29 protein-coding genes and 1 pseudogene are annotated in these 26,093 nt (G+C 71.5%); 22 read left to right on the top strand and 8 right to left on the bottom strand.

Features of this window, described 5'->3' with window-relative positions; translation table 11 throughout:
• Positions 1-29: 29 nt before the first annotated feature.
• A complete protein-coding gene (locus ACK99Q_RS13410; protein ID WP_410186617.1) occupies positions 30-248 on the top strand; it encodes a hypothetical protein in 219 nt (72 codons plus the stop codon).
• A gap of 7 nt (positions 249-255) precedes the next feature.
• Here the strand turns inward: ACK99Q_RS13410 and ACK99Q_RS13405 are convergent, their stop codons facing one another.
• On the bottom strand, positions 256-909 hold the full coding sequence (locus ACK99Q_RS13405) for a hypothetical protein (RefSeq protein WP_410186616.1): 654 nt from the start codon (positions 907-909) through the stop codon (positions 256-258).
• 427 nt (positions 910-1,336) lie between these two features.
• On the opposite strand from ACK99Q_RS13405, the gene ACK99Q_RS13400 reads away from it, so the two are divergent.
• The 5 genes from ACK99Q_RS13400 (at position 1,337) to ACK99Q_RS13380 (ending at position 9,134) form a co-directional block, all read left to right on the top strand.
• On the top strand, positions 1,337-3,358 hold the full coding sequence (locus ACK99Q_RS13400) for a DEAD/DEAH box helicase (protein WP_410186615.1): 2,022 nt from the start codon (positions 1,337-1,339) through the stop codon (positions 3,356-3,358).
• Between the two features lie 77 nt (positions 3,359-3,435).
• Positions 3,436-3,846 (top strand): hypothetical protein, encoded by a 411-nt coding sequence (locus ACK99Q_RS13395; RefSeq protein ID WP_410186614.1) that lies wholly within the window; start codon positions 3,436-3,438, stop codon positions 3,844-3,846.
• A 353-nt stretch (positions 3,847-4,199) separates the two neighbouring features.
• Positions 4,200-6,665 (top strand): beta-glucosidase H, encoded by a 2,466-nt coding sequence (locus ACK99Q_RS13390; RefSeq protein ID WP_410186613.1) that lies wholly within the window; start codon positions 4,200-4,202, stop codon positions 6,663-6,665.
• Positions 6,666-6,753: 88 nt separating this feature from the next.
• The gene (locus ACK99Q_RS13385; protein ID WP_410186612.1) at positions 6,754-7,602 is read left to right on the top strand and encodes an alpha/beta fold hydrolase; all 849 of its coding nucleotides are present in this window, start codon (positions 6,754-6,756) and stop codon (positions 7,600-7,602) included.
• Between the two features lie 35 nt (positions 7,603-7,637).
• Positions 7,638-9,134, top strand: coding sequence for an amidase (locus ACK99Q_RS13380; RefSeq protein WP_410186611.1), 1,497 nt, complete (start codon positions 7,638-7,640; stop codon positions 9,132-9,134).
• Here ACK99Q_RS13380 and ACK99Q_RS13375 read toward each other — a convergent pair.
• Together ACK99Q_RS13375 and ACK99Q_RS13370 are read right to left on the bottom strand one after the other, a co-directional pair.
• Positions 9,122-9,604: a hypothetical protein gene (locus tag ACK99Q_RS13375; protein WP_410186610.1), complete on the bottom strand. Its 483-nt coding sequence runs from the start codon at positions 9,602-9,604 to the stop codon at positions 9,122-9,124. The genes ACK99Q_RS13380 and ACK99Q_RS13375 overlap by 13 nt on opposite strands.
• A 49-nt stretch (positions 9,605-9,653) precedes the next feature.
• The gene (locus ACK99Q_RS13370; protein ID WP_410186609.1) at positions 9,654-10,856 is read right to left on the bottom strand and encodes a DUF222 domain-containing protein; all 1,203 of its coding nucleotides are present in this window, start codon (positions 10,854-10,856) and stop codon (positions 9,654-9,656) included.
• 231 nt (positions 10,857-11,087) lie between these two features.
• On the opposite strand from ACK99Q_RS13370, the gene ACK99Q_RS13365 reads away from it, so the two are divergent.
• From ACK99Q_RS13365 to ACK99Q_RS13350, 4 genes are read left to right on the top strand one after another with little or no spacing between them, the layout of a single operon-like run.
• Entirely contained in the window at positions 11,088-11,924 is an 837-nt protein-coding gene (locus tag ACK99Q_RS13365) for an alpha/beta hydrolase (RefSeq protein ID WP_410186608.1), read from the top strand.
• A gap of 35 nt (positions 11,925-11,959) precedes the next feature.
• On the top strand, positions 11,960-12,484 hold the full coding sequence (locus tag ACK99Q_RS13360; RefSeq protein ID WP_410186607.1) for a winged helix-turn-helix transcriptional regulator: 525 nt from the start codon (positions 11,960-11,962) through the stop codon (positions 12,482-12,484).
• Positions 12,477-12,716, top strand: coding sequence for a hypothetical protein (locus tag ACK99Q_RS13355; protein ID WP_410186606.1), 240 nt, complete (start codon positions 12,477-12,479; stop codon positions 12,714-12,716). The genes ACK99Q_RS13360 and ACK99Q_RS13355 overlap by 8 nt, the downstream gene beginning before the upstream one ends.
• A gap of 32 nt (positions 12,717-12,748) precedes the next feature.
• Positions 12,749-13,528 (top strand): alpha/beta fold hydrolase, encoded by a 780-nt coding sequence (locus ACK99Q_RS13350; protein WP_410186605.1) that lies wholly within the window; start codon positions 12,749-12,751, stop codon positions 13,526-13,528.
• Here the strand turns inward: ACK99Q_RS13350 and ACK99Q_RS13345 are convergent.
• Positions 13,525-14,073 (bottom strand): YdeI/OmpD-associated family protein, encoded by a 549-nt coding sequence (locus tag ACK99Q_RS13345; protein ID WP_410186604.1) that lies wholly within the window; start codon positions 14,071-14,073, stop codon positions 13,525-13,527. The genes ACK99Q_RS13350 and ACK99Q_RS13345 overlap by 4 nt on opposite strands.
• Positions 14,074-14,152: 79 nt before the next feature.
• Here ACK99Q_RS13345 and ACK99Q_RS13340 point away from each other — a divergent pair, with 79 nt between their 5' ends.
• The 4 genes from ACK99Q_RS13340 to ACK99Q_RS13325 are packed head-to-tail and all read left to right on the top strand — an operon-like array spanning position 14,153 to position 17,826.
• Positions 14,153-14,737: a WHG domain-containing protein gene (locus ACK99Q_RS13340; RefSeq protein ID WP_410186603.1), complete on the top strand. Its 585-nt coding sequence runs from the start codon at positions 14,153-14,155 to the stop codon at positions 14,735-14,737.
• Complete coding sequence (locus ACK99Q_RS13335; protein ID WP_410186602.1) at positions 14,734-15,903, top strand: GDSL-type esterase/lipase family protein; 1,170 nt, start codon at positions 14,734-14,736, stop codon at positions 15,901-15,903. Before ACK99Q_RS13340 ends, ACK99Q_RS13335 begins: the two co-directional genes overlap by 4 nt.
• Before the next feature lie 40 nt (positions 15,904-15,943).
• Positions 15,944-16,879, top strand: coding sequence for a hypothetical protein (locus ACK99Q_RS13330; protein ID WP_410186601.1), 936 nt, complete (start codon positions 15,944-15,946; stop codon positions 16,877-16,879).
• Entirely contained in the window at positions 16,876-17,826 is a 951-nt protein-coding gene (locus tag ACK99Q_RS13325) for an NAD(P)-dependent alcohol dehydrogenase (protein WP_410186600.1), read from the top strand. The genes ACK99Q_RS13330 and ACK99Q_RS13325 overlap by 4 nt, the downstream gene beginning before the upstream one ends.
• Positions 17,827-17,886: 60 nt before the next feature.
• On the opposite strand, the gene ACK99Q_RS13320 is transcribed toward ACK99Q_RS13325, so the two are convergent.
• Positions 17,887-18,450, bottom strand: a complete 564-nt coding sequence (locus ACK99Q_RS13320; protein WP_410186599.1) for a C40 family peptidase — start codon at positions 18,448-18,450, stop codon at positions 17,887-17,889.
• Positions 18,451-18,868: 418 nt separating this feature from the next.
• Between ACK99Q_RS13320 and ACK99Q_RS13315 the strand changes: the two are divergent.
• The 4 genes and pseudogenes from ACK99Q_RS13315 to ACK99Q_RS13300 all read left to right on the top strand — a co-directional run.
• Positions 18,869-19,333 (top strand): annotated as a pseudogene (locus tag ACK99Q_RS13315) (GNAT family N-acetyltransferase); the annotation flags it as partial.
• A gap of 39 nt (positions 19,334-19,372) precedes the next feature.
• The gene (locus tag ACK99Q_RS13310) at positions 19,373-19,900 is read left to right on the top strand and encodes a hypothetical protein (protein ID WP_410186598.1); all 528 of its coding nucleotides are present in this window, start codon (positions 19,373-19,375) and stop codon (positions 19,898-19,900) included.
• Positions 19,901-19,987: 87 nt separating this feature from the next.
• Positions 19,988-20,974 (top strand): RNA polymerase subunit sigma-70, encoded by a 987-nt coding sequence (locus ACK99Q_RS13305; protein WP_410186597.1) that lies wholly within the window; start codon positions 19,988-19,990, stop codon positions 20,972-20,974.
• The gene (locus ACK99Q_RS13300) at positions 20,971-21,384 is read left to right on the top strand and encodes a DUF6069 family protein (protein ID WP_410186596.1); all 414 of its coding nucleotides are present in this window, start codon (positions 20,971-20,973) and stop codon (positions 21,382-21,384) included. Before ACK99Q_RS13305 ends, ACK99Q_RS13300 begins: the two co-directional genes overlap by 4 nt.
• Here the strand turns inward: ACK99Q_RS13300 and ACK99Q_RS13295 are convergent.
• Positions 21,381-22,073: an alpha/beta fold hydrolase gene (locus ACK99Q_RS13295; protein WP_410186595.1), complete on the bottom strand. Its 693-nt coding sequence runs from the start codon at positions 22,071-22,073 to the stop codon at positions 21,381-21,383. The two genes, ACK99Q_RS13300 and ACK99Q_RS13295, sit on opposite strands and share 4 nt — an antisense overlap.
• A 9-nt stretch (positions 22,074-22,082) precedes the next feature.
• Positions 22,083-22,556, bottom strand: a complete 474-nt coding sequence (locus ACK99Q_RS13290) for an Rrf2 family transcriptional regulator (protein WP_410186594.1) — start codon at positions 22,554-22,556, stop codon at positions 22,083-22,085.
• 83 nt (positions 22,557-22,639) lie between these two features.
• On the opposite strand from ACK99Q_RS13290, the gene ACK99Q_RS13285 reads away from it, so the two are divergent.
• From ACK99Q_RS13285 to ACK99Q_RS13270, 4 genes are read left to right on the top strand one after another with little or no spacing between them, the layout of a single operon-like run.
• The gene (locus tag ACK99Q_RS13285; protein ID WP_410186593.1) at positions 22,640-23,494 is read left to right on the top strand and encodes an SDR family oxidoreductase; all 855 of its coding nucleotides are present in this window, start codon (positions 22,640-22,642) and stop codon (positions 23,492-23,494) included.
• Positions 23,495-23,533: 39 nt separating this feature from the next.
• Positions 23,534-24,574, top strand: a complete 1,041-nt coding sequence (locus ACK99Q_RS13280) for a zinc-dependent alcohol dehydrogenase family protein (RefSeq protein WP_410186592.1) — start codon at positions 23,534-23,536, stop codon at positions 24,572-24,574.
• Positions 24,571-25,038, top strand: coding sequence for an SRPBCC domain-containing protein (locus tag ACK99Q_RS13275; protein ID WP_410186591.1), 468 nt, complete (start codon positions 24,571-24,573; stop codon positions 25,036-25,038). Before ACK99Q_RS13280 ends, ACK99Q_RS13275 begins: the two co-directional genes overlap by 4 nt.
• 16 nt (positions 25,039-25,054) lie before the next feature.
• Positions 25,055-25,609 carry a hypothetical protein gene (locus ACK99Q_RS13270; protein WP_410186590.1) on the top strand — a complete coding sequence of 185 codons (555 nt, stop codon included), beginning with the start codon at positions 25,055-25,057 and terminating at the stop codon, positions 25,607-25,609.
• A 3-nt stretch (positions 25,610-25,612) separates the two neighbouring features.
• On the opposite strand, the gene ACK99Q_RS13265 is transcribed toward ACK99Q_RS13270, so the two are convergent.
• Complete coding sequence (locus ACK99Q_RS13265; RefSeq protein WP_410186589.1) at positions 25,613-26,080, bottom strand: SAM-dependent methyltransferase; 468 nt, start codon at positions 26,078-26,080, stop codon at positions 25,613-25,615.
• Positions 26,081-26,093 lie beyond the last annotated feature (13 nt).

Below are 26,093 nucleotides of genomic sequence, written 5' to 3'. Positions count from 1 at the left end.
AGCCCGCTCGTTCACGTAGCGTCGCGGTCATGACTGATCTGACACCGGAGAAGCTCGAGTCCATCCAGTTCGTCGTGAACCGCGTCGGCGCCTACCAGGACGGTGCGCCCGGCGGCACGATCGGCGACGAGCTGCGGAAGGGCCTCGAAGAGGCCGGCGTGACCCTCGACGACCAGCACGTCGACTCCCTCGCACGGGCGATCGACGAGGCGGACGGGACCGTCGACGTCGCCTCCGTCCTCAGCTGAGGGCCGTCTACCGGTCGGAGTCGAGTCCGTAGACCACGAAACGGCTTCCCAACACGCTCCGTAGCTCCTGGAGCAGCTGCTCGGTGACGACCGGGTCCGGTCCCGGCACGTGGTCCGGATCCGCCTCCACCGCCCAGGCGCGAAGCCTGTCCTTCAGGTCGTCGGAGAGCATCGTCCAGTCGTCGGGGTCACTGAGCCCGTCGTGGGTCCAGAGGGGCCAGTCGCACATGTACTCGCCCATGAGGGTGACCTCGACGACCCCGGGACTCGGGCTCACCCTCACGGTCCACTGACGACGCAGCCTGCGCCGCAGTCTCGTCTCCAGACGTTTCGTGACCTCGAGGAACTCCAGCCGCGACTCCTCGTCGGTCCACCCGAGGGTCAGATCGAGCTCGTCGAAGTCCACCGGGCGGTATGACTCGGTCAACAGCGCCACCGCCCGGTCCACGACGGGCGTGAGGTCCTCGCAGCTGTCCGGCAGGCCGGCGTGCTCGTGGCCGCTGGACAGGCGACGCCAGATGCTTGCGATGAAGGGCGGCGCGCTGCGGTCGTTCCGAGCCGTAGCCCCACTGGGCTTGGTCGCGAACCATCCGCCACCCACGGCCGACCAGTTCGGAACGAAGCCGATGCTCAGGTGATGCATGCCGCGGCTCACGCGCATCGGGCCGTCTCGTCACTCACGCAGTGACCGTAGTGGTCAGTGGGACGTGGTGTCCGGCGTTCGCCACAGCAATTCAGCCGCCGGCGGGCGGAAGCCCGCGCGGCGCGCGCTCGGGTGCTGCCGATCGGGCGCGTCCGTCTGCGTAAACTGGTCTTGTCAGAGCGTCGCTTCCCCCGCTGCCAGCCTTCTGGTGCTGCACTGCGCAGCCACGAGCCCGGGACGGCCGCTCACTCAGCTCGCTGGTCGTGCAGAGCAACCGAGCGGGAGCCCTCACCGGCTCTTGGTGCCCTGTCGTCCTCGTGCGGACAGCGTGTGATCAGAGGAGAGAAGCTTGGCCACTCGAGGCCGACGTCAGTCAGGCTCCACCGGGGCCGGCTCTCGCAACCCGCGGCGCGGACGCGCAGCCGGGAACGAGGGCCTCATCCCCGTGCTCGCGCGTGCCGTGCGCGAGGTCGAGTCGGGCGTCCAGCGCGGACGCGCGACGCAGACGAACCGAACGAAGTTCCAGACCGTCGCCCTGCTGGCGCGCGAGGAGCGCACCCGCATCAAGACCGACGAGAGCATGAGTGAGCCGCAGCGCGCCGAGCAGCTCAAGCGGCTCGACGGCATCGGCACGATCCTGGCGAAGACCGCCGCCCTCGACACCTCGCTGCTCTCCCTGCTGGCCGAGGACGCCGCCGTGTCCGACGCCGCCAAGGACCTCAAGCGCGACATGCTGGCCGCCGCCGGGATGGAGGTCCCCGACGAGCCGGAGGTGCCGGTCGCGGAGGACCCGACCCCCGCGCCCGTGTCGCGTCAGGTGGTGCCCCAGTCGGTCATCTCGCGCCGCCTCGCCGACCCGTTCCTCGCTCCGCAGTTCGAGACCGTCGAGCGCCGCACGCCGTCGCCGCGCCGCCTGGCCGGCTGGGAGCTGATCGGTCCGCTGCTCTCGTCGTTCGAGCGCGCCGCCAGCGGCGCCCCCGCGTGCATGGACCTGCCCGAGCCCATCGACGTCCCCGTCCCCGAGGGCATGGAGCTGATGCGCCACCAGGCCGAGCTCGTCGCCGCGGCCGCCGACGGGCACCGGACCTTCCTGCTCGCCGACGAGCCCGGACTCGGCAAGACGGCCCAGTCGCTCCTGGCCGCACAGGCCGCGAACGCCTACCCGCTGCTCGTCGTGGTGCCGAACGTCGTCAAGGCGAACTGGGCCCGCGAGGCGAACATCTGGACCCCGCGCCACGCGTCCACCGTGATCCACGGTGACGGCGACACGATCGACGGCTTCGCGGACATCGTCATCGTCAACTACGAGGTGCTCGACCGGCACGTCGGCTGGCTCGGTGACCTCGGGTTCCGCGGCATGGTCCTCGACGAGGCGCACTTCATCAAGAACAAGTCGTCGCAGCGCTCGCAGCACGTCCTGCAGATCTCCGAGCGGATTCGCGCCCGCACTCCGCGCCCGCTCCTGATGGCCCTGACCGGCACGCCGCTGATCAACGACATCGAGGACTTCCGCGCCATCTGGCAGTACCTCGGCTGGATCGACGAGAAGAAGCCCCGCCCCGAGCTGATGCACGCGCTCGAGGAGACCGGGCTGACGCCGCTCGACCCCGGCTTCTTCCCGGCCGCGCGTTCTCGCGTCATCGACATGGGCATCGTGCGGCGCCGCAAGGTCGACGTCGCCGCGGACATCCCGGCCCGCCGCATCGCGGACCTCCGGGTCGAGCTCGACGACGAGGCCGGACGCTCGATCCGCGCGGCCGAGGCCGAGCTCGTCCGCCGGCTGGTCTCGCGCTACGAGCGCGCGATCGAGGCTCGCGACGAGAGGATCGACGGGATCGACCACGACCTCGTGCGCCGGATCGCCGCGTCCGAGCGCGAGGACTCCTCGAAGTCCGAGGAGAACGTCTTCACGATGATGCGCCGCATCGGTCAGGCCAAGGCGAGCCTGGCCGCCGACTACACCGCGCAACTGGCGCACAGCGTCGGCAAGGTGGTCTTCTTCGCCAAGCACGTCGACGTCATGGACGTGGCCGAGAAGACCTTCGAGCAGCGCGGCCTGCGCTACTCGTCGATCCGCGGCAACCAGACGCCGTCGGCACGCCAGAAGAGCATCGACGCCTTCGTCAACGACCCCGACGTCTCCGTCGTGGTCTGCTCGCTGTCGGCCGCGGGCGTCGGCGTCAACCTGCAGGTCGCCTCCGACATGGTCCTCGCCGAGCTGTCGTGGACCGACGCGGAGCAGACGCAGGCGATCGACCGCGTCCACCGCATCGGCCAGGATGAGCCCGTCACCGCGTGGCGCATCGTCGCCTCGAGGACGATCGACACCAAGATCGTCGAGCTCATCGACAGCAAGGCCGGCCTCGCCGCTCGCGCTCTCGACGGCTCCGACGAGGAGATCGCCGACTCCGCCGACCTCCAGCTCGAGACCCTCGTGGCGCTGCTCACCGACGCCCTGACCCCGTAATCATCCCGTCCGGGTGAGTTCCCCGTCCCGGCGCCGCGCCTAGCGTGACCGCCAGGACCATCGAGAGGAACGACATCATGAGCGACCGACGACCGTACGAGGGCTCGGCGAAGCAGGCGTGGACGTGGGGGATCGTCGGGTTCGGCGCGGTGATGCTGCTGAGCATCGGCGTCGTCCAGCTCATCCAGGGCTTCTCGGCCATCGCGGAGGACGAGGTCTTCGTCGTCGGCGCCGAGTACGCCTTCGCGTTCGACCTGACCACGTGGGGCTGGATCCAGGTCGTGCTGGGCGTGCTCGCGCTGGCCGTCGGCGCGGGCCTGCTCGGCAGCCGGAACTGGGCGCGCATCGGCGCGGTGATCATCGCCTCGATCGGGAGCGTCGCCCAGTTCGCCTTCATGCCCTACTACCCGCTGTGGTCGATCGTCCTGATCGCCTTCAACGTCGCGGTGATCTGGGCGGTCTCGACCCAGAGCGACCACGGGGAGTGAAAGTCCCCGGATTCGACGGCGATTCCCGCATGGGACTCGAGGGGAGGGGTACGTCCTCGGCATCGACCGGCGCCTACCGCCAGTACTAGCGGCGGAACGAGGGTGGGCACCCCTCGGAGACAACCAATCGGGGCTCCATCATGAGGACACCACGCAGGACCCTAGCCACGCTCACCACACCCCTCGTGCTCGTCGCACTGGCCGCCGCTCCCACGGCCGCCCGCACCGACGACACCGACGGGCAACGATCCAGATTCGACGGGCCCGGGTTCGCGGCCCCACGGGTCCCATCACTCCAACGCGGCGACAGCCGCACCCCACGCTGGGACCGTTCGCCCGCGGTCGAGCGCCGCGTGGCCACACTGGTCGCCCAGATGACCAACGAGGAGAAGGCCGATCTCGCGACCGGCGAGCTGAACAACAACTACGGCTTCTACAACAACCCGATCGAGCGGCTCGGCATCCCGGCGCAGACCATGGCCGACGGCCCCGTCGGCGTGCGGGTGGCCAATCCCGAGGCCGACCGCGAGACGACACAACTGCCGTCGGGCTCGGCGCTGGCCGCGACCTTCGACGAGGACCTGGCCCGCACCTACGGTGACCTGCTGGGCGACGAGGCCTTCCACACCGGCCACAACGTGGCGCTCGGTCCGACGCTCGACATCAGCCGCACCCCGCTTTGGGGGCGCGCCTTTGAGGGCCTTGGCGAGGATCCGCTGGTCTCGGGCCGCATGGGCAGCCAGATCACGAAGGGCATCCAGTCCCACCCGGTGATCGCCACGCTCAAGCACCCGTTCGCCTACAACCAGGAGACCGACCGGTTCGACGTGAACGCGGTGGTCAGCGAGCGCGCGCTGCGCGAGATCTACACCCGGCCCTTCGAGATCACGCAGGACCGGGCGCGACCCGGGTCGATGATGTGCTCGTTCAACCGGCTCAACGGCACCTCGGCCTGCGAGAACGAGGCGATGAACGAGATCCTGAAGGAGCAGCTGCGCTTCCGTGGGTTCATCATGAGCGACTACAACGCCACCCCGAGCACCGTGCAGGCCGCGAACAACGGTCTGGACCAGGAGCAGCCGGGTGACCAGGGGCCGGGCAGCGCGAACTTCGGTGAGCGGCTGCTGGCCGCGGTCGAGGCGGGCCAGGTCTCCCAGGCGCGCCTGGACGACATGGCGGCGCGGATCCTGCGTCCCATGATCGGGCTGGGACTCTTCGACGAGCCGGCCGTCGCGGGTCCGTGGGACAAGACCGGTCACAGCCGTCAGGCCCGCAGGATCGCGGCACGCGGCATGGTGCTGCTGAAGAACTCGCGCGAGACGCTTCCGCTGCGGACCGGAGTGCGGTCGATCGCGGTGATCGGTCCGGACGCCGACAACACGTCCGCCCAGGGCGGTGGCTCGTCGGAGGTCAGCCTCCCGACTCGTTCGGTCAGCCCGCTCGACGGCATCTCGGCGGCCACGAGTGGCGACGTCTCCTACAGCCAGGGCGTCGACGGGATCTCCGAGGGCGACCTGCTGCCCGGCCCGGACGCCGTGCCGTCGTCGGTGCTGGAGCCCGCCTCGGGCTCGGGCTCGGGCCTGAGCGCGACGTACTGGAGCAACGACGAGTTCGCCGGCGATCCCCACCTCACGCAGGTGGATCCGAACGCCAACGTGAACTTCGGGTTCCAGAACTTCCCGGGGTTCAACGCCGCCTCGCCGAAGATCCCGACGGCTCGGGGCGACTTCGCGCTGCTTGGCGACCTGTCCGCACGCTGGGAGGGCACCCTCACGGCGCCTGCCGCGGCGACCTACACCCTCGGCCTCACGGCCCGCGGTGACGCCCGGCTGTACCTCGACGACGAGCTCGTCGTCGACCACAGCGGCGACCTCGCCTCGGAGGGGCAACGCGTCACGCTGCGCGCGGGACAGCGCGTGGCCGTCCGCATCGAGTACGCCGCTCCCGCGGCCAACTCGTACCAGGGCGGCCAGGTGCGGTTCTTCTGGCAGCACCCGGAGCGGGTCATGTCGCCGATGATGCAGGACGCGGTGGACGAGGCCCGTGACGCCCGGACGGCCGTCGTGGTCGTGCGCGACTACGAGACCGAGGGCTTCGACCGGCCCTCGCTGGCCCTGCCGAAGGAGCAGGAGCAGCTGATCCGCCGTGTCGCCGCCGTCAACCGGCGCACGATCGTCGTGGTCGAGACCGGCACCGCCTCGCGGGTGTCGCCGTGGATCCGGAACGTGGCCTCGGTCGTCCAGGCCTGGTACCCGGGTCAGGAGCAGGGCCATGCGATCGCCGACGTGCTGTTCGGGCGGGTCAACCCGTCCGGACGACTGCCGGTGAGCATCCCGGTCGACGAGGACCAGGTTCCGCCCATCGAGGCGGGCACGGCCGAGTTCACCGAGGACGTCGAGGTCGGCTACCGCGGGATGGGGCCGGGCAACCGTCCCAGCTTCGCGTTCGGCCACGGGTTGTCGTACACCTCCTTCCGCTACAGCCGGCTGCGCGTCTCGGCGCTGCGCGGCGACGCGGCCACCGTGCGGTTCACCGTGCGGAACACGGGGCGTCGCGCCGGCGTCGCGGTCCCGCAGGTCTACGTCGATCGCCTCCCGGGCGCGGCGCGCACGCCGTGGAGGCAGCTCATCGGCTTCGACGCCGTCAGCCTGCGTCCGGGGCAGTCGCGGACGGTCCGGATCAGGGTCGACCGTGTGTCGCTCTCGGTCTGGAGCAGTGCGCAGGACCGCTGGGTGACGCCACGTGGCACCGCCACCGTGCGGGTCGGGAACTCGGTCCAGGACACCGCGCTGAGGGGGCGGATCGCCCTGAGGCGCTGAACCGCCATGAGACCCACGAGCCCCGGACGCCGATTGCGCCCGGGGCTCGTGGGTACTCCACTGAGAACCGATCGCTCAGGAGGCGGACATGGCAGACATCACGGTGGACTCGCGACTCTTCGGACTCAAGGACGTCAACGTGCACGTGGACGACCACGGCGGTGGGGGACGACCCGTCGTGCTGATCCACGGCTGGCCGCTGTCGGGGGAGTCGTGGAGCGAGCAGATCGGAGCCCTGAAGGACGCGGGCCTGCGCGTCATCACCTATGACCGACGCGGATTCGGTCGCAGCGACAAGCCCCGCACGGGCTACGACTACGACACGCTCGCCGACGACCTCGCCAGTCTGATCGAGGCGCTCGACCTGCGTGACGTGTCCCTGGTGGGCTTCTCGATGGGCGGCGGCGAGGTCGCGCGCTACGTCGCCCGCCACGGGGAGGAGCGACTGCACAGCGTCGTCTTCGCCGCGGCGGTGCCGCCGATGATGATGAAGGGACCGAACAACCCGGACGGGCCGCTCGAGCCGTCGGAGGCCTCGGAGATGAGCGCCCAACTGTCCGCCGACCGGGAGAAGTTCTTCGACGGGTTCGTGGACCAGTTCTTCGCGGCGAACGGCGAGGGTCCCGTGCTGGTCACGCAGGAGCAGCGGCAGGACGCGCTCCGGCTGACCGCGATGGCCGACAAGGCGGCCGCGCTCGAGGCGATGCAGTCGTTCGGACTCACGGACTTCCGCGAGGACCTGAAGCGGATCACCGTCCCGACCCTCGTGCTGCACGGCGACGCCGACGGCATCGTGCCCTTCGAGGGCTCCGGTCGCCGCACGCACGAGGCGGTGACCCACAGCGAGCTGGTCCTCGTGCCCGGGGCTCCCCACGGTCTGAACGTCTCGCACGCCGAGGAGTTCAACCGGGCGCTCGTGGACTTCCTGACTCTGTAGGTTCGGAGAACCGCCATCACGGAGAAGGGACGGCCATGACCTCCACGCAGGACTTCCAGGACTACCGCAGCCACGACGCCGTCGGGCTCGCCGAGATGGTGCGGGCGGGGGAGATCAAGCGTGAGGAGCTCCTCGCCGTGGCCCGCGCTCGCGCGGCCGAGGTCAACCCGCGGCTGAACGCGATCGTGCGCGACGTCGAGCCGCCTGCTGCCGCAGGTCCGGAGCCGGAGGGTGGCCGTCCGTTCGACGGCGTGCCGTTCCTGCTCAAGGACCTGCACCAGGACCTCGCGGGCGTCCCCACCAGCGGCGGCAGTCGGTCGCTGCGTGATGTGCCCGCGGCCGAGACCGCCGAGGTCGTGAAGCGCTGGATCGACTCCGGGCTCGTCGTCTTCGGCAAGACGAACAGTCCGGAGTTCGGCGCGAAGGGCATCACCGAGCCGCACGTCTTCGGTCCCACGCGCAATCCCTGGAACACGGACCACACGCCCGGCGGCTCGTCCGGCGGCAGCGCGGCCGCGGTCGCCGCGGGCATCGTCCCCTGCGCGGCCGCCAGTGACGGTGGCGGCTCGATCCGCATCCCCGCCTCGGCGTGCGGTCTCTTCGGGCTCAAGGTGAGCCGTGGAGTGATCCCGTTCGGCCCGAGCCACGGCGAGCCGCTGGGCGGCACCGCCACCGACGGCGTCGTCTCGCGCAGCGTGCGCGACACCGCGGCGATGCTCGACGTGCTCTCCGGGTCGACGAGCGTGTCGGCCTACCTGCCCGGCGGTCTCCCGAGCGAGGGCTTCGCCGCCGCGCTGGCCGAGGAGCCGCGCCGGCTGCGCATCGGCATGACGTGGCAGAGCTCGATCAACCCCGACCCGCACCCCGAGGCCCGCGCCGCGGTCCAGCATGCCGCCGCGCTGCTGACCGAGCTGGGACACGAGGTCGTCGAGGTCCCGGTGCCGGTGGACGACGCGCGTCTCGCGCAGGACTTCCTGACCTCGTGGTTCGTGCACTGCGCCGTCTCCGTCGCGGAGGCGCGCGAGCTGTCCGGGTTCGGCGAGGACGCCTTCGAGCCCGACACGCGGGTGATGGCCGCGCTCGGCCGGGCCACCAGCGCCACCGACTACGTGCGTGCCGTCGAGGGACGCCACGAGCACGTGCGTCGCCTCGCCGCCTTCCACGAGGAGTACGACCTGCTGCTCACGCCCACCACCGCTACGCCGCCGCCGCGGATCGGCGCGTTCGACCTTCCGGCGCCGATCGAGCGGCTCCAGCGGGTGCTGCTGAAGGCGCGCGCCGGGTCGATCCTGCGGTTCACGCCGATCGTCGACCAGATGATCAGCGAGAACCTCGGCTGGGTGCCCTACACGCAGCTGGCGAACCTCACCGGCCGTCCCGCGACCAGCGTTCCGCTGCACTGGACGCCTGACGGTCTGCCCATCGGCGCGCAGTTCGTCGGCCCGCTCGGCAGCGACGCGCTGCTGCTCCAGCTCGCCGCGCAGCTCGAGCGCGTGGCGCCGTGGTGGGACCGGGTGCCTCAGGGCATCTGAGCCGCCTGCTGGTCGTGCACGAGGTAGTGCCACACGAGGGCATGGCCGAGCGCGACCAGCAGGACGAGGAGGAGGGCCTCGGCCTGGATGGGCCGGAGGCCGAGGAGGTCGGCGGCGCCCGGAAAGGCGCCCATCAGGGCGACGAGGACGTAGATCGCGGCGGCGCCCACGCGGATGCCCATGAGGGCGGGATCCTTGTCGGTCGCGAGGAGGCGCAGGGTCGTGGCGCAGCCCCCGATGGCGATGACGATGAAGCTGACGCGCCAGATCGCCGGCTCCTGCACGCCTCCGACCTGTGCGAAGAGCCCCATGAGCGCGGGGAGCAGGAACGCCAGGTAGACGCCGCCGATGGCTCTGCGACGCACGGGATCGCCGGTCCAGGTGGTGTCGCGCAGCGTGACGCCCCACCACAGGCCGACGAGCGTGAAGCAGGTGGCCGAGAACACCGCGTAGAACGTGCTGACATCCATGGCGCCTCCCCCGAAGACCGGACGTCGCCAGTGTCCCGCCGGGCGAGGGTCACGCGGTGCGGCGGGGATCGACGATGTCGGTCTCGATGACGATCGGCGGGCAGGGCAGGTAGCGCTCGATCCGTCGGACGGGCGCGTCGAGGTAGCGGTCGTCGAGATGACCGTGGCTCTTCATGTTGTGGTGCCGGCGACAGAGGCATCGCAGGTTCGACCCCGACGTCGCGCCGCCGCTGTCGTAGGCCTCGGCGTGGTCGAGATCGGTCTCGAACACCGGTGCCCGGCAGCCGGCGACCCGGCAGGTTCCGTCCCTCCACCGCAGTGCCTGGCGCAGGGACTCGGGTGGTCGATAGCGCAGGACCGTGGTGTCGAGCACCTCGCCGACGGGGTCGAGGACGAGGCGCCGCAGGACCGTGTGCTCGGACTGGGCCAGTTCGCGCACCCATTCGGCGCCCACCGGCTCTCCGTCGTGCGTGAGTCCCGGGCCGTCCGTCAGGCCGATGAGGTCGGTGGCGGCGATGCTGATGGCGATCTCGGCGCGGATGTCGCTGGTGGTGCCCGTGCACGAGGTGAGCCAGTCGGCGACGAGGTCGGCCTGCTTCTGGTCGCGCGTGCGGGTGTCGCGAGCGCCGGTCTCGGGATCGACGGCGGGGAGTGCCCGGGCCGCCTTGCGGAGCCGCTCGCCGATCGCGATGGCCAGGCCGGTGGGCAGCAGCGCGTTCAGCCAGCTGGTGCCGTCGCTCAGGTGGGTGATGGAGACCCGTCGCTGCTCGAGCGCCTTCGCGGTCTCCGTGGCGACCTCCTCGGGCTCGAGGCGGGCCCGGAGCCGGCGCAGCCACGCGCGCAGCTCGGAGACGGTGTGCGTGGCGGCGTATTCGGGCGCGGTCTGCTCGAGCATCGCCAGCGCCTCGGGGGTGCGGAGACGTTCGGCGGTGTCGGCGATGGCGGACACCCGCACCCCGTCGATGTCGCCGACGCGGAAGGAGTCCCAGACGCGCGGAGCCCTCTCCTTGAGGGTGGTCGCCTCGTGGACCATCGCCCATACGTGGTGCTCGGTGACGTGCAGACCCTGCGCAAGCTCGAGCACGACCTCGCGGCGGGCGAGGTCCTTCGACAGCGGTATCTCGTCGGAGCGGTCGATCTCGGCGACCCGACGCGTGTGGTGGGCGACGATCCAGTCCCACTCCTCGTGCTCGGCCACGGCGCGGGCGCGACGCACGAGGTCGCACACGTCAGCCACGGCCCCCGAAGTCATGCACCCAACCTAGTGGGCAGCCCCGACAGAATCTCGTGCCGCCGTCAGGTCCCTGGGATCGAGATTTCCGAGGGGCGAGAGGGCTGGTGCGATCTGACTTCACCCCACTAGAGTCAGCGACGAGAGCGAGGCGCGACACCACGCGCGGGACCAGGCCCGAGCTCCCGGGGAACGGCCCTCCCACCGCCCGCCAGGGCAGTACGAGAACCCATGCCGTCGAGAGGCATCCCCATGTCCGATCCCACCACCGTCGTCCTCGTCCACGGACTCTGGATGACGCCGCGCAGCTGGAGCCACTGGAAGACCTACTACGAGGCGCAGGGGCTCACCGTCCTGACGCCCGCCTATCCCGGCTTCGAGATCGAGGTCGAGGCGTTGCGAGAGAACCCGCAGGTCATCGCCGACCTGACCGTGCCGGAGACCGTCGACCACCTGGCCTCGGTGATCGAGGCACTCGACGAGCCGCCGATCATCATGGGGCACTCGTTCGGCGGGACGCTCACGCAGCTCCTGCTGGCACGCGGTCTCGGCGCCGCGGGCGTCGTCATCGACTCGGCGCCGACCGAGGGCGTCCGCGTGAGCCCGATCTCGCAGGCCCGGTCGCTGCTGCCCGCGCTGAAGAACCCGGCCACCATCCGCCGGGCCGTGGGCTTCACGCCGGAGGAGTTCCACTACGCGTTCACCAACACGCTCACGGCCGAGGAGTCGCGCGAGGTCTGGGACCGGTTCCACATCCCGGCGCCGGGACGGTGGATCTGGGAGTACGGCCTGTTCGCGAACTTCAAGCCCGGCCACCAGGAGACGTGGGTGGACTACTCGGCCGACCGTGCGCCGCTGCTGTTCATCGCGGGGGAGCGCGACCACATCATGCCGCCCTCGGTGAACCGGTCGAACGCCAAGCACTACCGGAAGTCGCCGGCTCTCACCGAGTACGTCGAGCTGCCCGGACGCGACCACTGGACGTGCGCAGCACCCGGCTGGGAGGAGGTCGCGGACCGCGCGTTGGAGTGGGCGAGGGCGCACGCCGTCGCGCGCCCGGGGAGCGAGGACGCGAGCGCGGGGACCTGACGGCACGCCGCGCGAGTCGGGCGTATTGTGCGGGTATGCCCATCAAGCTCGGGGGTGCCCTGGCGCTGCGCGGCGAGGAGTCCGTCGGCGCGTACTGCCCGATCGAGCGGGCGATGACGGCGCTGCGCACACGGTCGGCGATGCTCGTCCTGCGCGAGGCGTTCTACGGCGCCACGCGGTTCGACGAGTTCGCCGCTCGTGCCGGCCTGACCGACGCCACCACGTCCGCGCAGCTGCGTGAGCTGACGGCCGCCGGGATCCTCGAGAAGCGTCCTTACCGCGAGCCCGGCAGCCGGCGGCGCCACGCCTACGTGCTGACCGAGGCGGGCGCCGACCTCCTGCCCGCCGTGTTCGCGCTGCTCCAGTGGGGAAATCGGCACGACCCGCCCCCGTACCCGCCCGAGCTCAGCCATGACGGCTGCGGCGAGCCCGTCGAGATCGCCACGACGTGCGCGGCCGGACACGCTGTCGGCGTCGACGAGCTGCGTGTCACGGCGGCCGGGCCGTTCGGTCTCGACCACCCGCTCGAACCCGATCCGTCCCGGAGGACCCATGGCTGAGTTCGTGCCCGCCGTCGGCAACATCCTGAGCCTCATCGAGCGACGCGACTGGGCGCGGCTGGAGCGGAGCCTGGCGCCCGACGTGCACTGGACCACCGCGGTCGAGGAGCACCTGTACGGTCCGGCCGAGGTCATCGCCTGCCTGCGCGGTGATCCCGTGCCCGGCCCGCCGGCCTACCACGACGTCGACGAGCGCGGCCTGCTCACGCGGTGGGTCGACAAGATGGGCTGACTTCCCCGGTCGAGAGGACTATCTTCCGAACTATGGAGCCCGGGGAACTCCACGTCGTCCGGCATGGGGAGGGCCGCCCGGCGGTGGTGCTGCACGGTGCGGGAGTCGACCACCGCGAGGCCGAGGCGTGCTTCGACCCGATCCTCGAGGCCGCGGGGCTGCGCCGCATCTACCCCGACCTGCCGGGGATGGGCCGGTCACCGGCTCCGGCGTCGCTCCACTCGTCGGATGACGTCCTCCACCTCATGATCCGCTTCGTGCTCGACGAGGTGGGTCCCGAGCCGTTTCTGCTGATTGGGCACTCGTGGGGCGCCTATCTGGCCCAGGCGCTGGCGGCGCGGCTCTGGGAGCAGGTGGCCGGGCTCGCCCTCATCTGCCCCGTGCTCGCCGAGGAGCGTGACGTTCCCGAGCACCGAGCCGTCGTGAGGACGGACGGGATCGGCGACCACGTGTTCCGGGGCTACTTCGTGGTGCAGACGCCCGAGATGTACGAGCGCTACGAGCGATACGTCGCGCCGGCTGCCGACCTCGTGGACGAGGAGGCGATGGAGCGCATCGGGGAGAACTGGGGTCTGTCGCTGGCGTCCAAGCCGTACCCGGGTCCGACACTCGTCGTCGCGGGTCGTCTGGACTCCACGGTGGGCTTCATGGGTGCCGTCGAGCTCCTGCAGGTCCACCCGCGCGCGACGGTGGCCGTGCTGGACGAGACGGGCCACGCCCTCCCGCACGAGGAGCCCGAGGTCCTGCGCGCGCTGCTGCGGCAGTGGCTCGTGCGGGTGGAGCGCGCCCAGGTCTCGGGGCTGACGGGCTAGTCCGGGCGGAGGCGGTCGACCACGGCGGCCACGTGACGGGCGCGGCTCTCGGGGCTGCGTGCCTTGAGCAGCGGCAGCACGAGGTCGTACTGCTCGGTGCGGCTGAGCCGGTCGAAGACCGCGGCTGCCCCGGGCGCCTCGGCGAGCGCCGCCCGGAGGTCGGGCGGGACCTCGCCGGCGGACTGAGGCGCGTAGGCCGCGGCCCAGCGGCCGTCTGCCCGGGCGGCCTCGAGCGAGGCGAGGCCGCCGGGCCGCATCCGGCCGGCCGCCTCAAGCGCCTCGGCCTTCGCCACGTTGACCTGCGACCACGCCGTGGTCCGGCGCCTGGGGGAGTACCGCTGGAGGAACGAGACGTCGTCGAGGGAACGACGCAGTCCGTCGATCCAGCCGTGGCACAGTGCGCCGTCGAGGGCGTCGCCGATCGTGATGAGCGGCAGGTCGGCGTGCTTCCGTCGGATGCGCAGCCACGCCTCCGTCGCGGTGTCGTGATGCTCCGCGAGCCAGGCGTCCCACGCCTGCACGTCGGCGAACTCCAGCACGTCCATCGCCACATCGTCACACCGGCTGGTGCCATCTTGTCTCGAACCTATAGCCTGTAGGTGAACGACTACAGAAAGTAGATGCATGGACGCGCGCACCCCGCTCACCCCCGAGTCGCTGGCCGCGACCGCCGCCGATCTCGCCGACGAGCTCGGCCTCGCGGGCGTCACGGTCTCGGAGGTCGCCCGCCGCGTGGGCGTGAAGCCGGCCAGCGTGTACTTCCACCTCCGCGGCACCGACGACCTCCGGGGCCGGATCAGCACGCTCGCCCTGGTCGAGCTCGCGGAACGGCTCGGACTCGCCCTCGCCGGACGTGCCGGTCGCGACGCCCTCGGCGCGCTCGTCGACACGATCCGCGCGTACGCGATCGAGCATCCGGGTCGGTGGGAGGCCACGCAGGTCCGCATCACGGCTCCGGAGGCCGCGGCCCCGGGTGCTCGGGTGGCGGCGCTGATGCTGGCGGTCGTCCGCGGCTACGACCTCCCCGAGTCCGAGCTGACGCATGCCGTCCGCCTGATCGGCAGCACGATCAACGGCTTCGTCCGCCTGCACGTGAACGGCGGCTTCGACCACTCCGAGCCCGACCCCGAGGCGTCGTGGCTTCGCATGACCCAGGCGCTCGACAGCGCCCTGACCCACTGGCCCACCGACGAGGACACCACCCGATGACCGACGCAACCCTGACTGACGTCCCACTGACCGAGGAGCTGTTCCGTGGCGCGGTCGAGCTCGAGCGCACCGCGAGCGGCGTCCAGCCGCACCGGCTGCCGGCGTGGGCCCGCCGCCAGCTGCCCGACCCGCAGCTGCTCATGGCCGAGGCCCAGCCGTCGGGGGTCCGCCTCGTGATGCGGACGACCGCCACGACGATCGAGCTGACCACCCGTCCGACGCGTGTGGGCTACGTCGGCGCGCCCGCACGTCCCGCAGGGGTCTACGAGCTCGTCGTCGACGGGGAGCCGTTCGGCCGCGGCTCGGTCGACGGGGGAGACCTGCTCATGATCGACATGACCGCCGGAGGTCGTGAGGTCACCCGCGGCGCGCCCGGCACGATCGCGTTCCGTGGCCTCCCGGCACGGCCGAAGACGGTCGAGCTCTGGCTGCCGCACAACGAGCTCACCGAGGTCGTCTCGCTGCGTGCGGACGCCCCGGTGGAGACCGCCGGCGCATCGGGGCGCCGCGTCTGGCTGCACCACGGCAGCTCGATCAGTCACGGCTCGAACGCGCTCACTCCGACCGGCACGTGGCCCGCGATCGCGGCGTCGTCGGCGGGCGTGGACCTGGTGAACCTCGGCTTCGGCGGCAGCGCCCTGCTCGATCCGGCGACCGCTCGCACGATGCGCGACCAGCCCGCGGACGTCATCAGCGTGAAGCTGGGGATCAACATCGTGAACGCCGACCTGATGCGCGTGCGCGGCTTCGTCGCGGCGGTGCACGGGTTCCTCGACACGATCCGCGAGGGACACCCCGATGCGCCGCTGCTGGTGGTCTCGCCGATCCTGTGCCCCATCCACGAGGACACGCCCGGTCCGGGCCTCCCGGACCCGTCCACGCTGGGCACGGACGCCGTGAGGTTCATGGCCACGGGGGACCCCGCCGACGTCGCGATGGGGAGGCTGACGCTGCGGGTGATCCGTGAGCAGCTGCGCCAGATCGTCGAGGCCCGTCGGGCGGACGACCCGCACCTGCACCTCCTCTCCGGGCTCGACCTCTACGGCGAGGAGGACTTCGAGGCGCACCCGCTGCCCGACGCGCTGCACCCGAGCGCCGCGACTCACCGGCTGATGGGCGAGCGCTTCGCGCGGCTTGCGCTGGCGCCGGGCGGTCCGCTGGGCTGAACCGCCCCGTCGCGCCACCGCTGAGCGCTAGCGTCGCGGTGTGAACGAGGAGATCGTCGAGCTGCTGGTGCGGCTCGCGTGCGGAGAGGGCGCCGAGCCGCCGGTGCGCGGAGTGGTCGCGCTCCATGGCGAGCGCTTCCGGGTCTGGAAGCACGGAGAGCGTCGCCGGGTGGAGTCGGCCGAGGGCGAGCTTCGCTCGATCCGGGAGCCTGAGCGGAGCCTGGCCTTTCCTGTCGGCGGAGGCGTACCGGTGGAGAGCACGCCCGGCTCCCTCGACTACGACGAGGAGGACGAGCCATGGGTGCTCATCCGGCGCCCGGATCTTGGTGAGCTGGACCTGCGCGAGCGCCGGTTGGACGGAACCGTGGTCCGGGGACAGCGGTTCGGGCGCGAGACCGCGACTCTCACGCTCCCGGACCCGGAGGATGAGGAGCTCGGACTGACCTACGTCCTCGATGCCGCGACCGGCATGCCGCTCGAGGTGCTCGAGGACGGCTACGAGGTCCTGCGGTGGCTCGAGCTCGAGGTGGTCGACGCGATCGACCCGCGGCTCCTGACGTGGGACGGCGAGGTCGCGGCGAGTGGGTGGTTCGCGTACGTCGGCGTGGCTGTCGGACCCGACGGGGAGGTGGTATCCGACGGACCCGTCCCCGATTCACTGCGGCGTCACCTGCGCGAGGAGGCTCATCGAAACGCCGAGCTGGAGGAAGAGCTCGCCCTGCACAATCTCTCGGCGGAGGTTCCGCTCGAGTTCAGTGTGGACACCTCGGGACCGGACGTCGTCTCGCTCTCCCTCTCGACCCGTGCCGACCTCACTGTCTGGGGAACCGCCCGGCCGGAACCGGAGGAGATGAACGAGTCCAGCTGGACCACCGCGGACGGCTGGACCTGGACGATGACCGGCATCGACGATCCCCGCCTGCTGGCCACGGTCCGCGAGCGGATCACCCGTTGGCGGGAGCGCGAGACGCCATGAGAGCGGTGGTCCAGGATCGCTACGGCGGGCCCGAGGTGCTGCGCGTCGAGGACGTGCCGGCGCCGTCGCCCACCGCGGGACAGGTCCTGGTCCGGGTCGCGGCGACCTCGCTGAACCTCAGCGACTGGGAGTGCCTGACCGGCTCACCGCTCTATGCGCGGATCGGAGGCCTGCGAACGCCGGCGCGCCCGACGCTCGGCTCGGACATCGCCGGAGTCGTGGAGTGCGTGGGAGAGGGCGTCACGCGCTTCCGCTCGGGAGACCGCGTGTTCGGCGACAACCTCGCGCTGAAGGGTGGCTTCGCCGAGCTCGCGCTCGCCCCGGAGACCGCGCTGGCGCCGATGCCCGAGGGGCTCGACTTCGTCGAGGCCTCGACGATCCCGCAGGCCGGCGCGATCGCGCTTCAGGGGATGGCGAGGGCACGGCCCGGAGCGCGCGTCCTGATCAACGGCGCCGGGGGCGGCTCGGGCACGTTCGCGATCCAGCTCGCGAAGCAGCGCGGTGCCCACGTCACCGCCGTCGACAACGCCTCGAAGCTCGACCACATGCGCTCGCTCGGCGCGGACGAGGTGATCGACTACGAGCGCGAGGACTTCACCCGCAGGCAGCCGTACGACCTCGTGCTCGACCTCGTCGCCTACCGCTCCGTCCTCGCGTACCGACGATCCGTCACGCGCGGAGGCACCTACCGCTGCGTCGGTGGCTCGGTCGGCACCCTGCTGCGGGTGCTCACGGCCGGCTCGGTCCTCGGTCTCGCGACGGGCCGCTCTCTCGGCGTTCTCGTGGTGAAGGAGGGCCCGGAGCACTTCCTGCCGCTCGCAGGCCTCGTCACGGCGGGAGACGTGCAGGTCCACGTGGATCGCGCGTTCGGGCTCGACCAGGTCCCCGAGGCGCTGGCGCACGTCGGCGCCGGCCGCGCCCTCGGCAAGGTCGTCGTGACGCCCTAGTCAGACGCACGAAGGGCGAGTCACCACGCGGTGACTCGCCCTTCGACGGGAGTGCTGGGATCAGACCCGGCGGACCTTGTAGGAGCCGGTCCAGATCTTGACCTTCTCGACGCCCTTGCCCGGACGGGGGGAGTGCCAGATCTTGCCGTCACCGGCGTAGATGCCGATGTGGTAGACGCCCGAGCCGTTGTAGAAGCCGATCAGGTCGCCCTTGCGCTTGTCGCCCTTGGAGACCTTCTTGCCCTTCTTCATCTGGGCACCGGCGACGCGCGGCATGCTCTTCTTGACGGACTTCTTGACGACGTACTTGACCAGGCCGGAGCAGTCGAAGCCGGACGGGCTCGAGCCGCCCCACTTGTACGGCGTGCCCTTGTACTTCGCGGCGGTGTTCATGATCTTCTTGCCGCGGATGATGGCGCGCTTGCGCTTGATCGCCTTCTTGCGCGCGATGACGTACTTCTTGCGCTTGAGCGCCTTCTTCTTCTTGATGATGCGCTGCTTGCGCAGCTCGGCCGCGGTGGGCGAGCTCGTGGACGACGCGACCGCGGAGGTCGCGGCGGCGGAGGTGGTCGCCGGGGCCGCCTGGGCGGCGGGAGCGGCGATGGACAGGACGGACGCGGCCATGGTGGCAGCGAGCACTCGTGCGACGTGTCGCATAGGGGGATCTCCTTCAACGCCTTCGAGGAGAGACCTGTCGGGCTGGCAGTGAAGGTGTGCCCCACCGTGCGGTGGTGAGCCCCAAGTCGCGCGCTGGGCGCGACGCCGTGCTGGTTTCCCCGGCTCGCCGATTGAGATGCGTTGACTGGTCCCGTGAGCCTCGGCGAGTTCAGCGCGCCCACGACCTGGCCCGTTGGGGCCTCCGGGAGCCTAGGCAGGCATCAGCGGGGAACCCCAACCGGAGGATTCAGCACGGAACGCGGAGTTACGCGACGTCCGTCCTGTCGTTCCAAGGGAAAACGCGGGTGACGAAAACCACCGCAACGTGAGGTATCTCACGCGCGCGACGCCTCGCTAGGCTCACCAGTCACACCGAGCGAAGGATGCGGACATGGTGACTCTGGCTCCGGCCGCGGCCGTCAACTGGCGCGACATCACCCGCGTGAGGGCCGCGGAGGCCCAGCGCGAGTGGGTCGCCGACGCCGCGTACTACCTCTGCCTCTCGGCGTACGACGGGCTGTGGCGCTCGTACGCCGTGCAGGACGACGACGGCGCCGTGGTCGGCCACGTGATGTGGGCGCTCGACACCGACGACGACAGTCATTGGATCGGTGGCCTCGTCATCGATGCGTCGCGGCAGGGACAGGGACTCGGTCGCGCGACCGTGCAGGCGCTGCTCGACCTGTGGGAGCGCGAGGAGCCGTCGCTCTCGGGCACCGCGTACCGCGAGGCCGCGCTGTCGGTGGCTCCGGAGAACGAGGTCGCGCTGGGGCTCTACCGGTCGCTGGGCTTCGTCGAGACCGGCGAGGTGTCGGACGACGAGGTCGTGCTGCGGCGTCCGCGCTCCTGAGGTCTGTCCTGCGGCCCGCGCCGGGCGTACCGTGAGAGCGTGTCCGCGTCGCTGGCAGAGCGCGTGATCCGCAGGGTGGGCGAGAGCCCGGTGGCGGAGGCGATCGGGAACGCCCAGCAGCGGGTCTACGGGCCGTTGCTCGCATGGGCACGACGCAGTCCGCTCCACACCGACGCGTTCGGGCACTCCGTGCATCCGCCGCTGACGGACGTCACCCTCGGGTGCTGGCTCAGCGCCTCGATCCTCGACGTCGTCGGAGGTGAGGGCGCGCGTCGCAGCGCCACCGTGCTCACCGCGGCGGGCCTGGCGGCCTCGGTGCCCACCGCGCTCGCGGGTGCGGGGGACTGGACCGAGCTCGCCGACACGGAGCGCCGCATCGGCGCGGTGCACTCAGCCGCCACCGACGTCGCCACCTTCCTCTTCCTCGGCTCGCTCGTCGCGCGACTGCGCGGGAACGACATGGCCGGGGCCCGGTTCGCCCTCGCGGGAAACCTCGTGGCGGCAGGTGCGGGCTTCCTCGGTGGTCACCTGGCCCTCAGTCGCGGCACCGCCGACCGCGGCGCCTAGGACGGAGCCGCAGTCTCCGGTGATGAGTTCTGGCGCTCCCCGCCGTCATACCTGTGACAGGACATGACGAGACGGAAGAGGATGACCATGAGTGTGGACACGCGAGTGGGGGAGCGGAGCGACATGACCGAGGTCGACGAGCCGACGTTCTCCGCGATGGTCGAACGGCACCGGCGGGAGCTGCACGTCCACTGCTACCGGATGCTCGGCTCGTTCGAGGACGCCGAGGACGCGGTGCAGGAGACATTCCTGAGGGCGTGGCGACGGCGCGAGACGTACGAGGGGCGCTCGACCTTCCGGGCGTGGCTCTACCGGATCGCGACGAACGCCGCCCTCGACCTGATCGCAAAGCGCCGGCCCGAGCCCGCGAGCGGCGGCGAGGTGCTGTGGCTGCAGCCCTACCCGGACCGGCTGCTCGACGAGCTGCGCGCGGACGAGTCCGAGGAGCCCGAGACGGCCGCGGTCGCCCGCGAGACGATCGAGCTCGCGTACATCGTCGCCCTTCAGCACCTGGCGCCGCGCCCGCGGGCCGCGCTGATCCTGCGCGACGTGATCGGCTGGCCGGCGAAGGACGTCGCCGAGCTGCTGGGCGACTCGGTGAACTCCGTGAACAGCGCGCTCCAGCGGGCCCGCTCGGGGATGCGCGAGCACCTGCCCGCCGAGCGGCAGGACTGGACCGGCGGCGCTGACGACACGCAGACGCGCGAGGTCGTGCGCCGCTACAGCGAGGCCTGCCTCGCCACCGACATCGACGCGATCGCCGAGATGCTGCGGGACGACGTGCGGTGCTCGATGCCGCCGACCCCCGGCCTGCAGATCGGGCGCGACGCGGTGATCGCCGAGTGGACCGCGGGCGGCTTCCCGGAGATGGAGGGTCTGCGGATCGTGCCGACCTCGGTGAACCGGCAGCCCGCGATCGGCGCCTACCTCTGGCGGGAGGCCGAGCAGGCGTACCTGCCGCTGACCGTCGACGTGCTGCGCGTCGAGGACGGGAAGATCGCCGAGATCGTCACCTTCCACGACGACCAGTTCCCGCGGCTGGGGCTGCCCGAGCGTCTGGAGGCGGGGGCATGAGCCGCGCGGCGGTGGCGCAGGCGGTGCGCCCCCGGATCGGCCGGGTCGCCCTCACCGGGATCGGCGCGACGGTCGTGGCGGCGGCCGCGACCACGGCCGGAGGCGCGCTGGCGAAGGCCGCGGGCGTCGACTTCGAGATCCCCGACGGCGGCGAGTCGATTCCGGTCGGCGGCATCACCTCGGTCACGACCATGCTCTCGCTGGTCGGCGTCGGGATCGCCCTGGTGCTGGCTCGTTGGACTCCTCGGCCGGCACGGTGGTTCGTGCGGGTCGCGGTGACGCTCACGGCGATCTCGCTGGTGCCGCCCCTCGTGGTGGGCGCGAATGCGGCGACGGCGCTGACGCTGATCGCGCTCCACCTCGTCGCGGCGGCCGTGATGATCCCCGCGCTGGCGAGGGCCATGCGCTAGTCGAGGTGCTCGGCCAGCCAGTCCGCGACGGACGGCAGGACGAGGTCGAGACGCCGCAGCATCCCGTCGTGGTCGAGCCCCGGGACGACCTCGTACGGGATGCCGCGGGCGTCGAGGTCGCGTCCGAGCTCGGCAGGGGAGAGGAACGACGCCACCAGTGCGTCCTCCGCTCCCCACCACGCGCGCATCGGGCGGTCGAGGTCGGCCAGCGCGCCCTGAGGGAGTGCGGCGACGTCGTCCCAGAAGGCCTCGGCGGCCGCGGGGTCGTAGGTCGCGACCACCTCGCCCCAGGCGTCGGGATCGCGTCGGGCCGCCTCGTTGCGCGCGCGGGCCCGGTCGCCCATGCCGGTGAGGTCGGCAGTGAGCGGGAAGCCACCGCACGCCACGGCCGCGACACGCGGGCTGCTCTGCGCCAGTCGCACGGCCATGACGCCGTTCATCGAGTACCCGAACGCACCGTACGAGTCGACACCCAGGTGGGCCAGGACGCGGTCGACGTCGGCGACGAAGCCGCTCGTCGCGTAGCCGCCGGGCCGCTCGCTGGGTCCGAACCCTCGCGGCGACACGATCACCACGCGGAGCCGATCCGTGAGGGGTGAGAGGTCGACGGCGGTCCAGTCGACGTTCAGTCGCGGCACGACGACGGTGGGACCGTCACCGGTCGACGTCCACCAGATCCCGTCGAGCACGTGGCCAGACTAGGCCGAGGCGATGGCGTCCAGCGCCGCGAAGTCGGAGGCGTCGAATCCGCCCTCGTCGAGGACATCGCTCAGTGAGATCGAGTCGAGCTCGGCGACGATCGCGTCGGCCACGCGTCGCTCGAGCCCGACGAGGACGCCCTGGATGCTGCTGCCGACGGGGCAGGCCGGGTTCGGGCCGTGGATCCCGAGCACCGGGTCCTCGCCCTGGAGGGCGCTCCAGACCTGGGCCAGCGTGATCGAGGCGGGATCGACGGCGAGCTCCCAGCCGCCGTGCGCTCCGGGCCGCGACCGCGTGAGACCGGCCTCGCGCAGGGGACCGAGGACCTTGCGCACGTGGACGGGGTTCACCGCCGTGCTGCCGGCCAGCTCCTCGGAGCCGACGGGGGTGGTGCGACCCGCAGCAGCGCCGGCGGTGAGGTACGTGAGGACGTGCACTGCCACCGCGAACTGGGTGTTGGTCGATCGGGCCACGACCCCATCTTGCCATATCGCCACCATGATGACTACAGTTGCGAACGAACCGCCATCATCATGACTACAGATCAGGAATGCCCATGACCATCGCCGTCACCGGTGCCTCCGGCCAGCTCGGCCGCCTCGTCGCCGACCAGCTCCTCGCCACCGTCGATCCCTCCGAGGTCGTGCTGCTCACGCGCGACCCCTCGAAGCTCGCCACCTACGCCGAGCGTGGCGCCGTCGTCCGCGAGGCCGACTTCGGCCAGCCCGAGGCCCTCGTCGAGGCGCTCGCCGGGGTCGACCGGATGCTGCTGATCTCGACCGACATCGTCGGCGCCCGGCTCGACGGCCACCTGGCCGCGATCGACGCCGCCTCTCGTGCGGGTGTCAGCCACGTCGCCTACACGTCGATCCCGGAGCCGACGCCCGACAACCCGTCCGGAGTCGTGCCGGACCACGCCGCCACCGAGGACGCGCTGCGCGCCAGCGGCCTCGCGTGGACGATGCTGCGCAACAACCTCTACGCCGAGATGCAGGTCGACACGATCCGCCAGGCCGCCGCGAGCGGCCAGCTGTTCGTCAACACGGGCGATGGCGGCGCCGCCTACGTCACCCGCGCGGACTGCGCCGCCGTGGCCGCGGCCGTGCTGACGAGCGACGGCCACGAGGGCCAGGTCTACGACGTGACCGGCCCCGCCGCGATCACCGCGGACGACTTCGCCGCGCTCGCCGAGCAGCTCGCGGGCCGCCCGATCGAGGTGCTCAACGTCGACGACGAGGCGTACCGGGGCGGTCTCGTCGCCGCGGGCGTCCCCGAGGAGTTCGCGCCGCTGCTCGTCTCCTTCGGCACGTCGATCCGACTCGGCAAGCTGGCCCGGGTGACCGACGTCGTCGAGCGCGTCGGCGGCCGCACGCCCACGCCGCTGGCCGACCTCGTGGGCGCCCAGGGCTGAATCCCGCGGACAGCGCGCGCATCCTGCGAGGATGTGCGGATGCGCGCGCTCGTCCTGGAGGAAGCCACGTCCCGTCCCGAGGTCCGCGACGTCCCCGAGCCCACGGCGCCCGACGGTGGAGTCGTGGTGCGGGTCGTCGCGACGGGCCTGTGCCGCAGCGACTGGCACGCCTGGGCCGGCCACGACGACGGCGTCGCCTTCCCGCACGTTCCCGGCCACGAGCTGGCCGGGGAGATCGTCGAGCTCGGCTCCGGCGTGAGCCACTGGCAGGTCGGCGACCGGGTCACCGTCCCGTTCGTCGCGGGCTGCGGCACCTGCGAGTGGTGTCTGACCGGCGACGCGCAGGTCTGCCCCGACCAGGAGCAGCCGGGCTTCACGTACTGGGGCTCGTTCGCCGAGCGCGTCGTGGTGCACGCCGCCGACACGAACCTCGTGCGCATCCCCGAGTCGGTGGACTTCGCGACGGCTGCCGGACTCGGCTGTCGGTTCGCCACCGCGTACCGCGCGCTCGTCGGCCGCGCCCGCGTCGCCGAGGGCGAGTGGGTCACGGTGGTCGGCGCCGGGGGAGTCGGCCTGAGCTCGGTCATGATCGCCCGCGCACTCGGCGCCCGGGTCATCGCCGTCGACCGGAACGCCGAGGCGCTCGCCGTCGCCACCGACCTCGGTGCCGAGCACGTGCTCCTGGCCGACGGGCGCGACGTCCCCGCCGCGGTCGCCGAGCTGACCGGAGGCGGCAGCCACGTCGCGGTCGACGCCGTCGGCAGCGAGCAGACCTGCGCCGACGCGATCCTCAGCCTCCGCCGCCGCGGCCGCCTCGCCCAGGTGGGGCTCCTCCCATCGATCGAGGGCCACCCGCGCGTGCCGATGGAGCGCGTCATCGGCTGGGAGCTCGACCTCCTCGGCAGTCACGGCATGGCCGCCGCCGACTACCCGGGGATGATGGCCCTCATCGAGCAGGGCGCCCTCCAACCCCAGCGACTCATCGAGCGCACCATCGGCCTCGAGGAGGCCGCCGAGCTGCTGCCGGTCTTCGACCGCGCGACGCTCGCCGGCATGACGATCATCGACCCGAGCCGATGAGCCACACCGACGTCGGAGAGGCGGTCCTGGAGGCGACGCCCGAGGAGGTGTTCTCCGCGCTCGTCGACGAGGCGGCACGCACGGTGTGGCTGCCGCCGTCCGGCATGACGGGCCGGTTCAGCTGGTTCGACGCCACGCCCGGGGGCGGCTACCGGATGACGCTGGCGTACGACGACGAGACGACGACGGGCAAGTCCGGCGAGAACACCGACGTCGTCGAGGTGCGGTTCGTCAGCATCGACGCGCCCCGCCTGGTGGCCGAGGAGGTCGAGTTCGTCTCGGACGACCCCGACTTCGCCGGCACGATGACGATGACCTGGACACTCGAGCCTGTTCGTGAAGGCACCCGCGTCGTCATCACCGCCACCGACGTCCCTGACGGCGTCTCCAGCGAGGATCACGTCGAGGCGTTCGCGTCCACGCTCGCCCAGCTCGGCGCCTACGTCACGCGCAGTCGCGGTTGATGGGAGGCTTCACCCCATGGCATCGAAGGCGGCGAGCATCACGAACGCGACCGGCACGCAGTGGTCGGAGTGGGAGGCCTGGCTGACCGCGCAGGGCGCCCGGGACGTGCCGCACGCGCAGATCGCGAAGCTCGCGCTGCAGCGGGTGCACGAGCTCGGCATCACGACCCACGCCGCGAACGGCAAGCCGTTCAACGACGGCTGGTGGGCGCAGACCATCGCGATCGAGTACGGCCAGCAGCACGGCCTGCGTGAGAACGGTCAGCTGTCGGGTGGTGACCACGCGGTGTCGGCATCGAGGAAGGTCGTCGGCTCGCTCGACGAGCTGCTCGAGAAGTGGCTCGGTGTCGTCTCGGGCCGTGACGAGTTCGACGGGGTGGCGCTCGCGGCCGAGCCGCGGGTGAGGTCCACCGAGAAGTGGCGCTACTGGCGCGCCAAGCTCGCCGACGGCTCGTCGGTCAACGTCGACATCTCCGCTGATCGAGTGGCCGTCCAGCACGCCGGCCTCGGCTCCGCCGAGGAGCGCGAGCGCTGGCGCCCGTTCTGGAAGAAGCTGCTCGGCGAGCTCTGACGCTCAGTCGTCGAAGTACTCCGACATGAACGCGCTGACCCACTCCGGCTGACGCACGTCGGTCGGCACGAACTCGACCATCGTCGGCTTGAGATCGATCACCGGCGTGCCGTCGACGGCGTCCAGGCCGACCACGGTGAGCTCGCGTCCCTCGACCGCATCGATGCGGCAGCAGGTCACGCCGATCCGATTCGGCCGTCGTGGCCCGCGCCCCGCGAAGATCCCCATGGGCGGAAGGTCGGCGCGCCCGCGGTACGTCTGGGGCGCGCTGGGCTCGCCCGGCTCCTCGAACTGGTCGAAGACGAACAGCACCTCGACGTGGGAGAAGCCCTCCAGCCCCTGGAGGCACGCGTCCCCGAACCGCTCGTCGACGACGATCGTGCTGCGGACCGCGCCCCACTGGTCGGAGTGCTGGACGTCCGTCCGCTGGTTGCGGACGACGCCGATCGGTCGGATCTCGAAGGTGGGCATGTCCCGTTCTAGC

The organism is Aeromicrobium sp. MLTX1 (genome assembly GCF_046452335.1).
In the GTDB taxonomy this organism is placed as follows: Bacteria; Actinomycetota; Actinomycetes; order Propionibacteriales; family Nocardioidaceae; genus Aeromicrobium.
Note: the sequence above shows the minus strand (reverse complement) of the source record. Positions and strands in the feature narration are given on the sequence as shown.

Excerpts from the sequence above, each read along its gene's own strand:
- ACK99Q_RS13395 (WP_410186614.1), top strand. The coding sequence starts at position 3,436 with ATGAGCGACCGACGACCGTACGAGGGCTCGGCGAAGCAGGCGTGGACG.
- ACK99Q_RS13340 (WP_410186603.1), top strand. The coding sequence starts at position 14,153 with ATGGACGCGCGCACCCCGCTCACCCCCGAGTCGCTGGCCGCGACCGCC.
- ACK99Q_RS13365 (WP_410186608.1), top strand. The coding sequence starts at position 11,088 with ATGTCCGATCCCACCACCGTCGTCCTCGTCCACGGACTCTGGATGACG.
- ACK99Q_RS13280 (WP_410186592.1), top strand. The coding sequence starts at position 23,534 with ATGCGCGCGCTCGTCCTGGAGGAAGCCACGTCCCGTCCCGAGGTCCGC.
- ACK99Q_RS13385 (WP_410186612.1), top strand. The coding sequence starts at position 6,754 with ATGGCAGACATCACGGTGGACTCGCGACTCTTCGGACTCAAGGACGTC.
- ACK99Q_RS13265 (WP_410186589.1), bottom strand. The coding sequence starts at position 26,080 with ATGCCCACCTTCGAGATCCGACCGATCGGCGTCGTCCGCAACCAGCGG.
- ACK99Q_RS13335 (WP_410186602.1), top strand. The coding sequence starts at position 14,734 with ATGACCGACGCAACCCTGACTGACGTCCCACTGACCGAGGAGCTGTTC.
- ACK99Q_RS13380 (WP_410186611.1), top strand. The coding sequence starts at position 7,638 with ATGACCTCCACGCAGGACTTCCAGGACTACCGCAGCCACGACGCCGTC.
- ACK99Q_RS13405 (WP_410186616.1), bottom strand. The coding sequence starts at position 909 with ATGCGCGTGAGCCGCGGCATGCATCACCTGAGCATCGGCTTCGTTCCG.
- ACK99Q_RS13350 (WP_410186605.1), top strand. The coding sequence starts at position 12,749 with ATGGAGCCCGGGGAACTCCACGTCGTCCGGCATGGGGAGGGCCGCCCG.
- ACK99Q_RS13325 (WP_410186600.1), top strand. The coding sequence starts at position 16,876 with ATGAGAGCGGTGGTCCAGGATCGCTACGGCGGGCCCGAGGTGCTGCGC.
- ACK99Q_RS13275 (WP_410186591.1), top strand. The coding sequence starts at position 24,571 with ATGAGCCACACCGACGTCGGAGAGGCGGTCCTGGAGGCGACGCCCGAG.
- ACK99Q_RS13345 (WP_410186604.1), bottom strand. The coding sequence starts at position 14,073 with ATGGACGTGCTGGAGTTCGCCGACGTGCAGGCGTGGGACGCCTGGCTC.
- ACK99Q_RS13370 (WP_410186609.1), bottom strand. The coding sequence starts at position 10,856 with ATGACTTCGGGGGCCGTGGCTGACGTGTGCGACCTCGTGCGTCGCGCC.
- ACK99Q_RS13375 (WP_410186610.1), bottom strand. The coding sequence starts at position 9,604 with ATGGATGTCAGCACGTTCTACGCGGTGTTCTCGGCCACCTGCTTCACG.
- ACK99Q_RS13285 (WP_410186593.1), top strand. The coding sequence starts at position 22,640 with ATGACCATCGCCGTCACCGGTGCCTCCGGCCAGCTCGGCCGCCTCGTC.
- ACK99Q_RS13355 (WP_410186606.1), top strand. The coding sequence starts at position 12,477 with ATGGCTGAGTTCGTGCCCGCCGTCGGCAACATCCTGAGCCTCATCGAG.
- ACK99Q_RS13305 (WP_410186597.1), top strand. The coding sequence starts at position 19,988 with ATGAGTGTGGACACGCGAGTGGGGGAGCGGAGCGACATGACCGAGGTC.
- ACK99Q_RS13410 (WP_410186617.1), top strand. The coding sequence starts at position 30 with ATGACTGATCTGACACCGGAGAAGCTCGAGTCCATCCAGTTCGTCGTG.
- ACK99Q_RS13300 (WP_410186596.1), top strand. The coding sequence starts at position 20,971 with ATGAGCCGCGCGGCGGTGGCGCAGGCGGTGCGCCCCCGGATCGGCCGG.
- ACK99Q_RS13270 (WP_410186590.1), top strand. The coding sequence starts at position 25,055 with ATGGCATCGAAGGCGGCGAGCATCACGAACGCGACCGGCACGCAGTGG.
- ACK99Q_RS13320 (WP_410186599.1), bottom strand. The coding sequence starts at position 18,450 with ATGGCCGCGTCCGTCCTGTCCATCGCCGCTCCCGCCGCCCAGGCGGCC.
- ACK99Q_RS13360 (WP_410186607.1), top strand. The coding sequence starts at position 11,960 with ATGCCCATCAAGCTCGGGGGTGCCCTGGCGCTGCGCGGCGAGGAGTCC.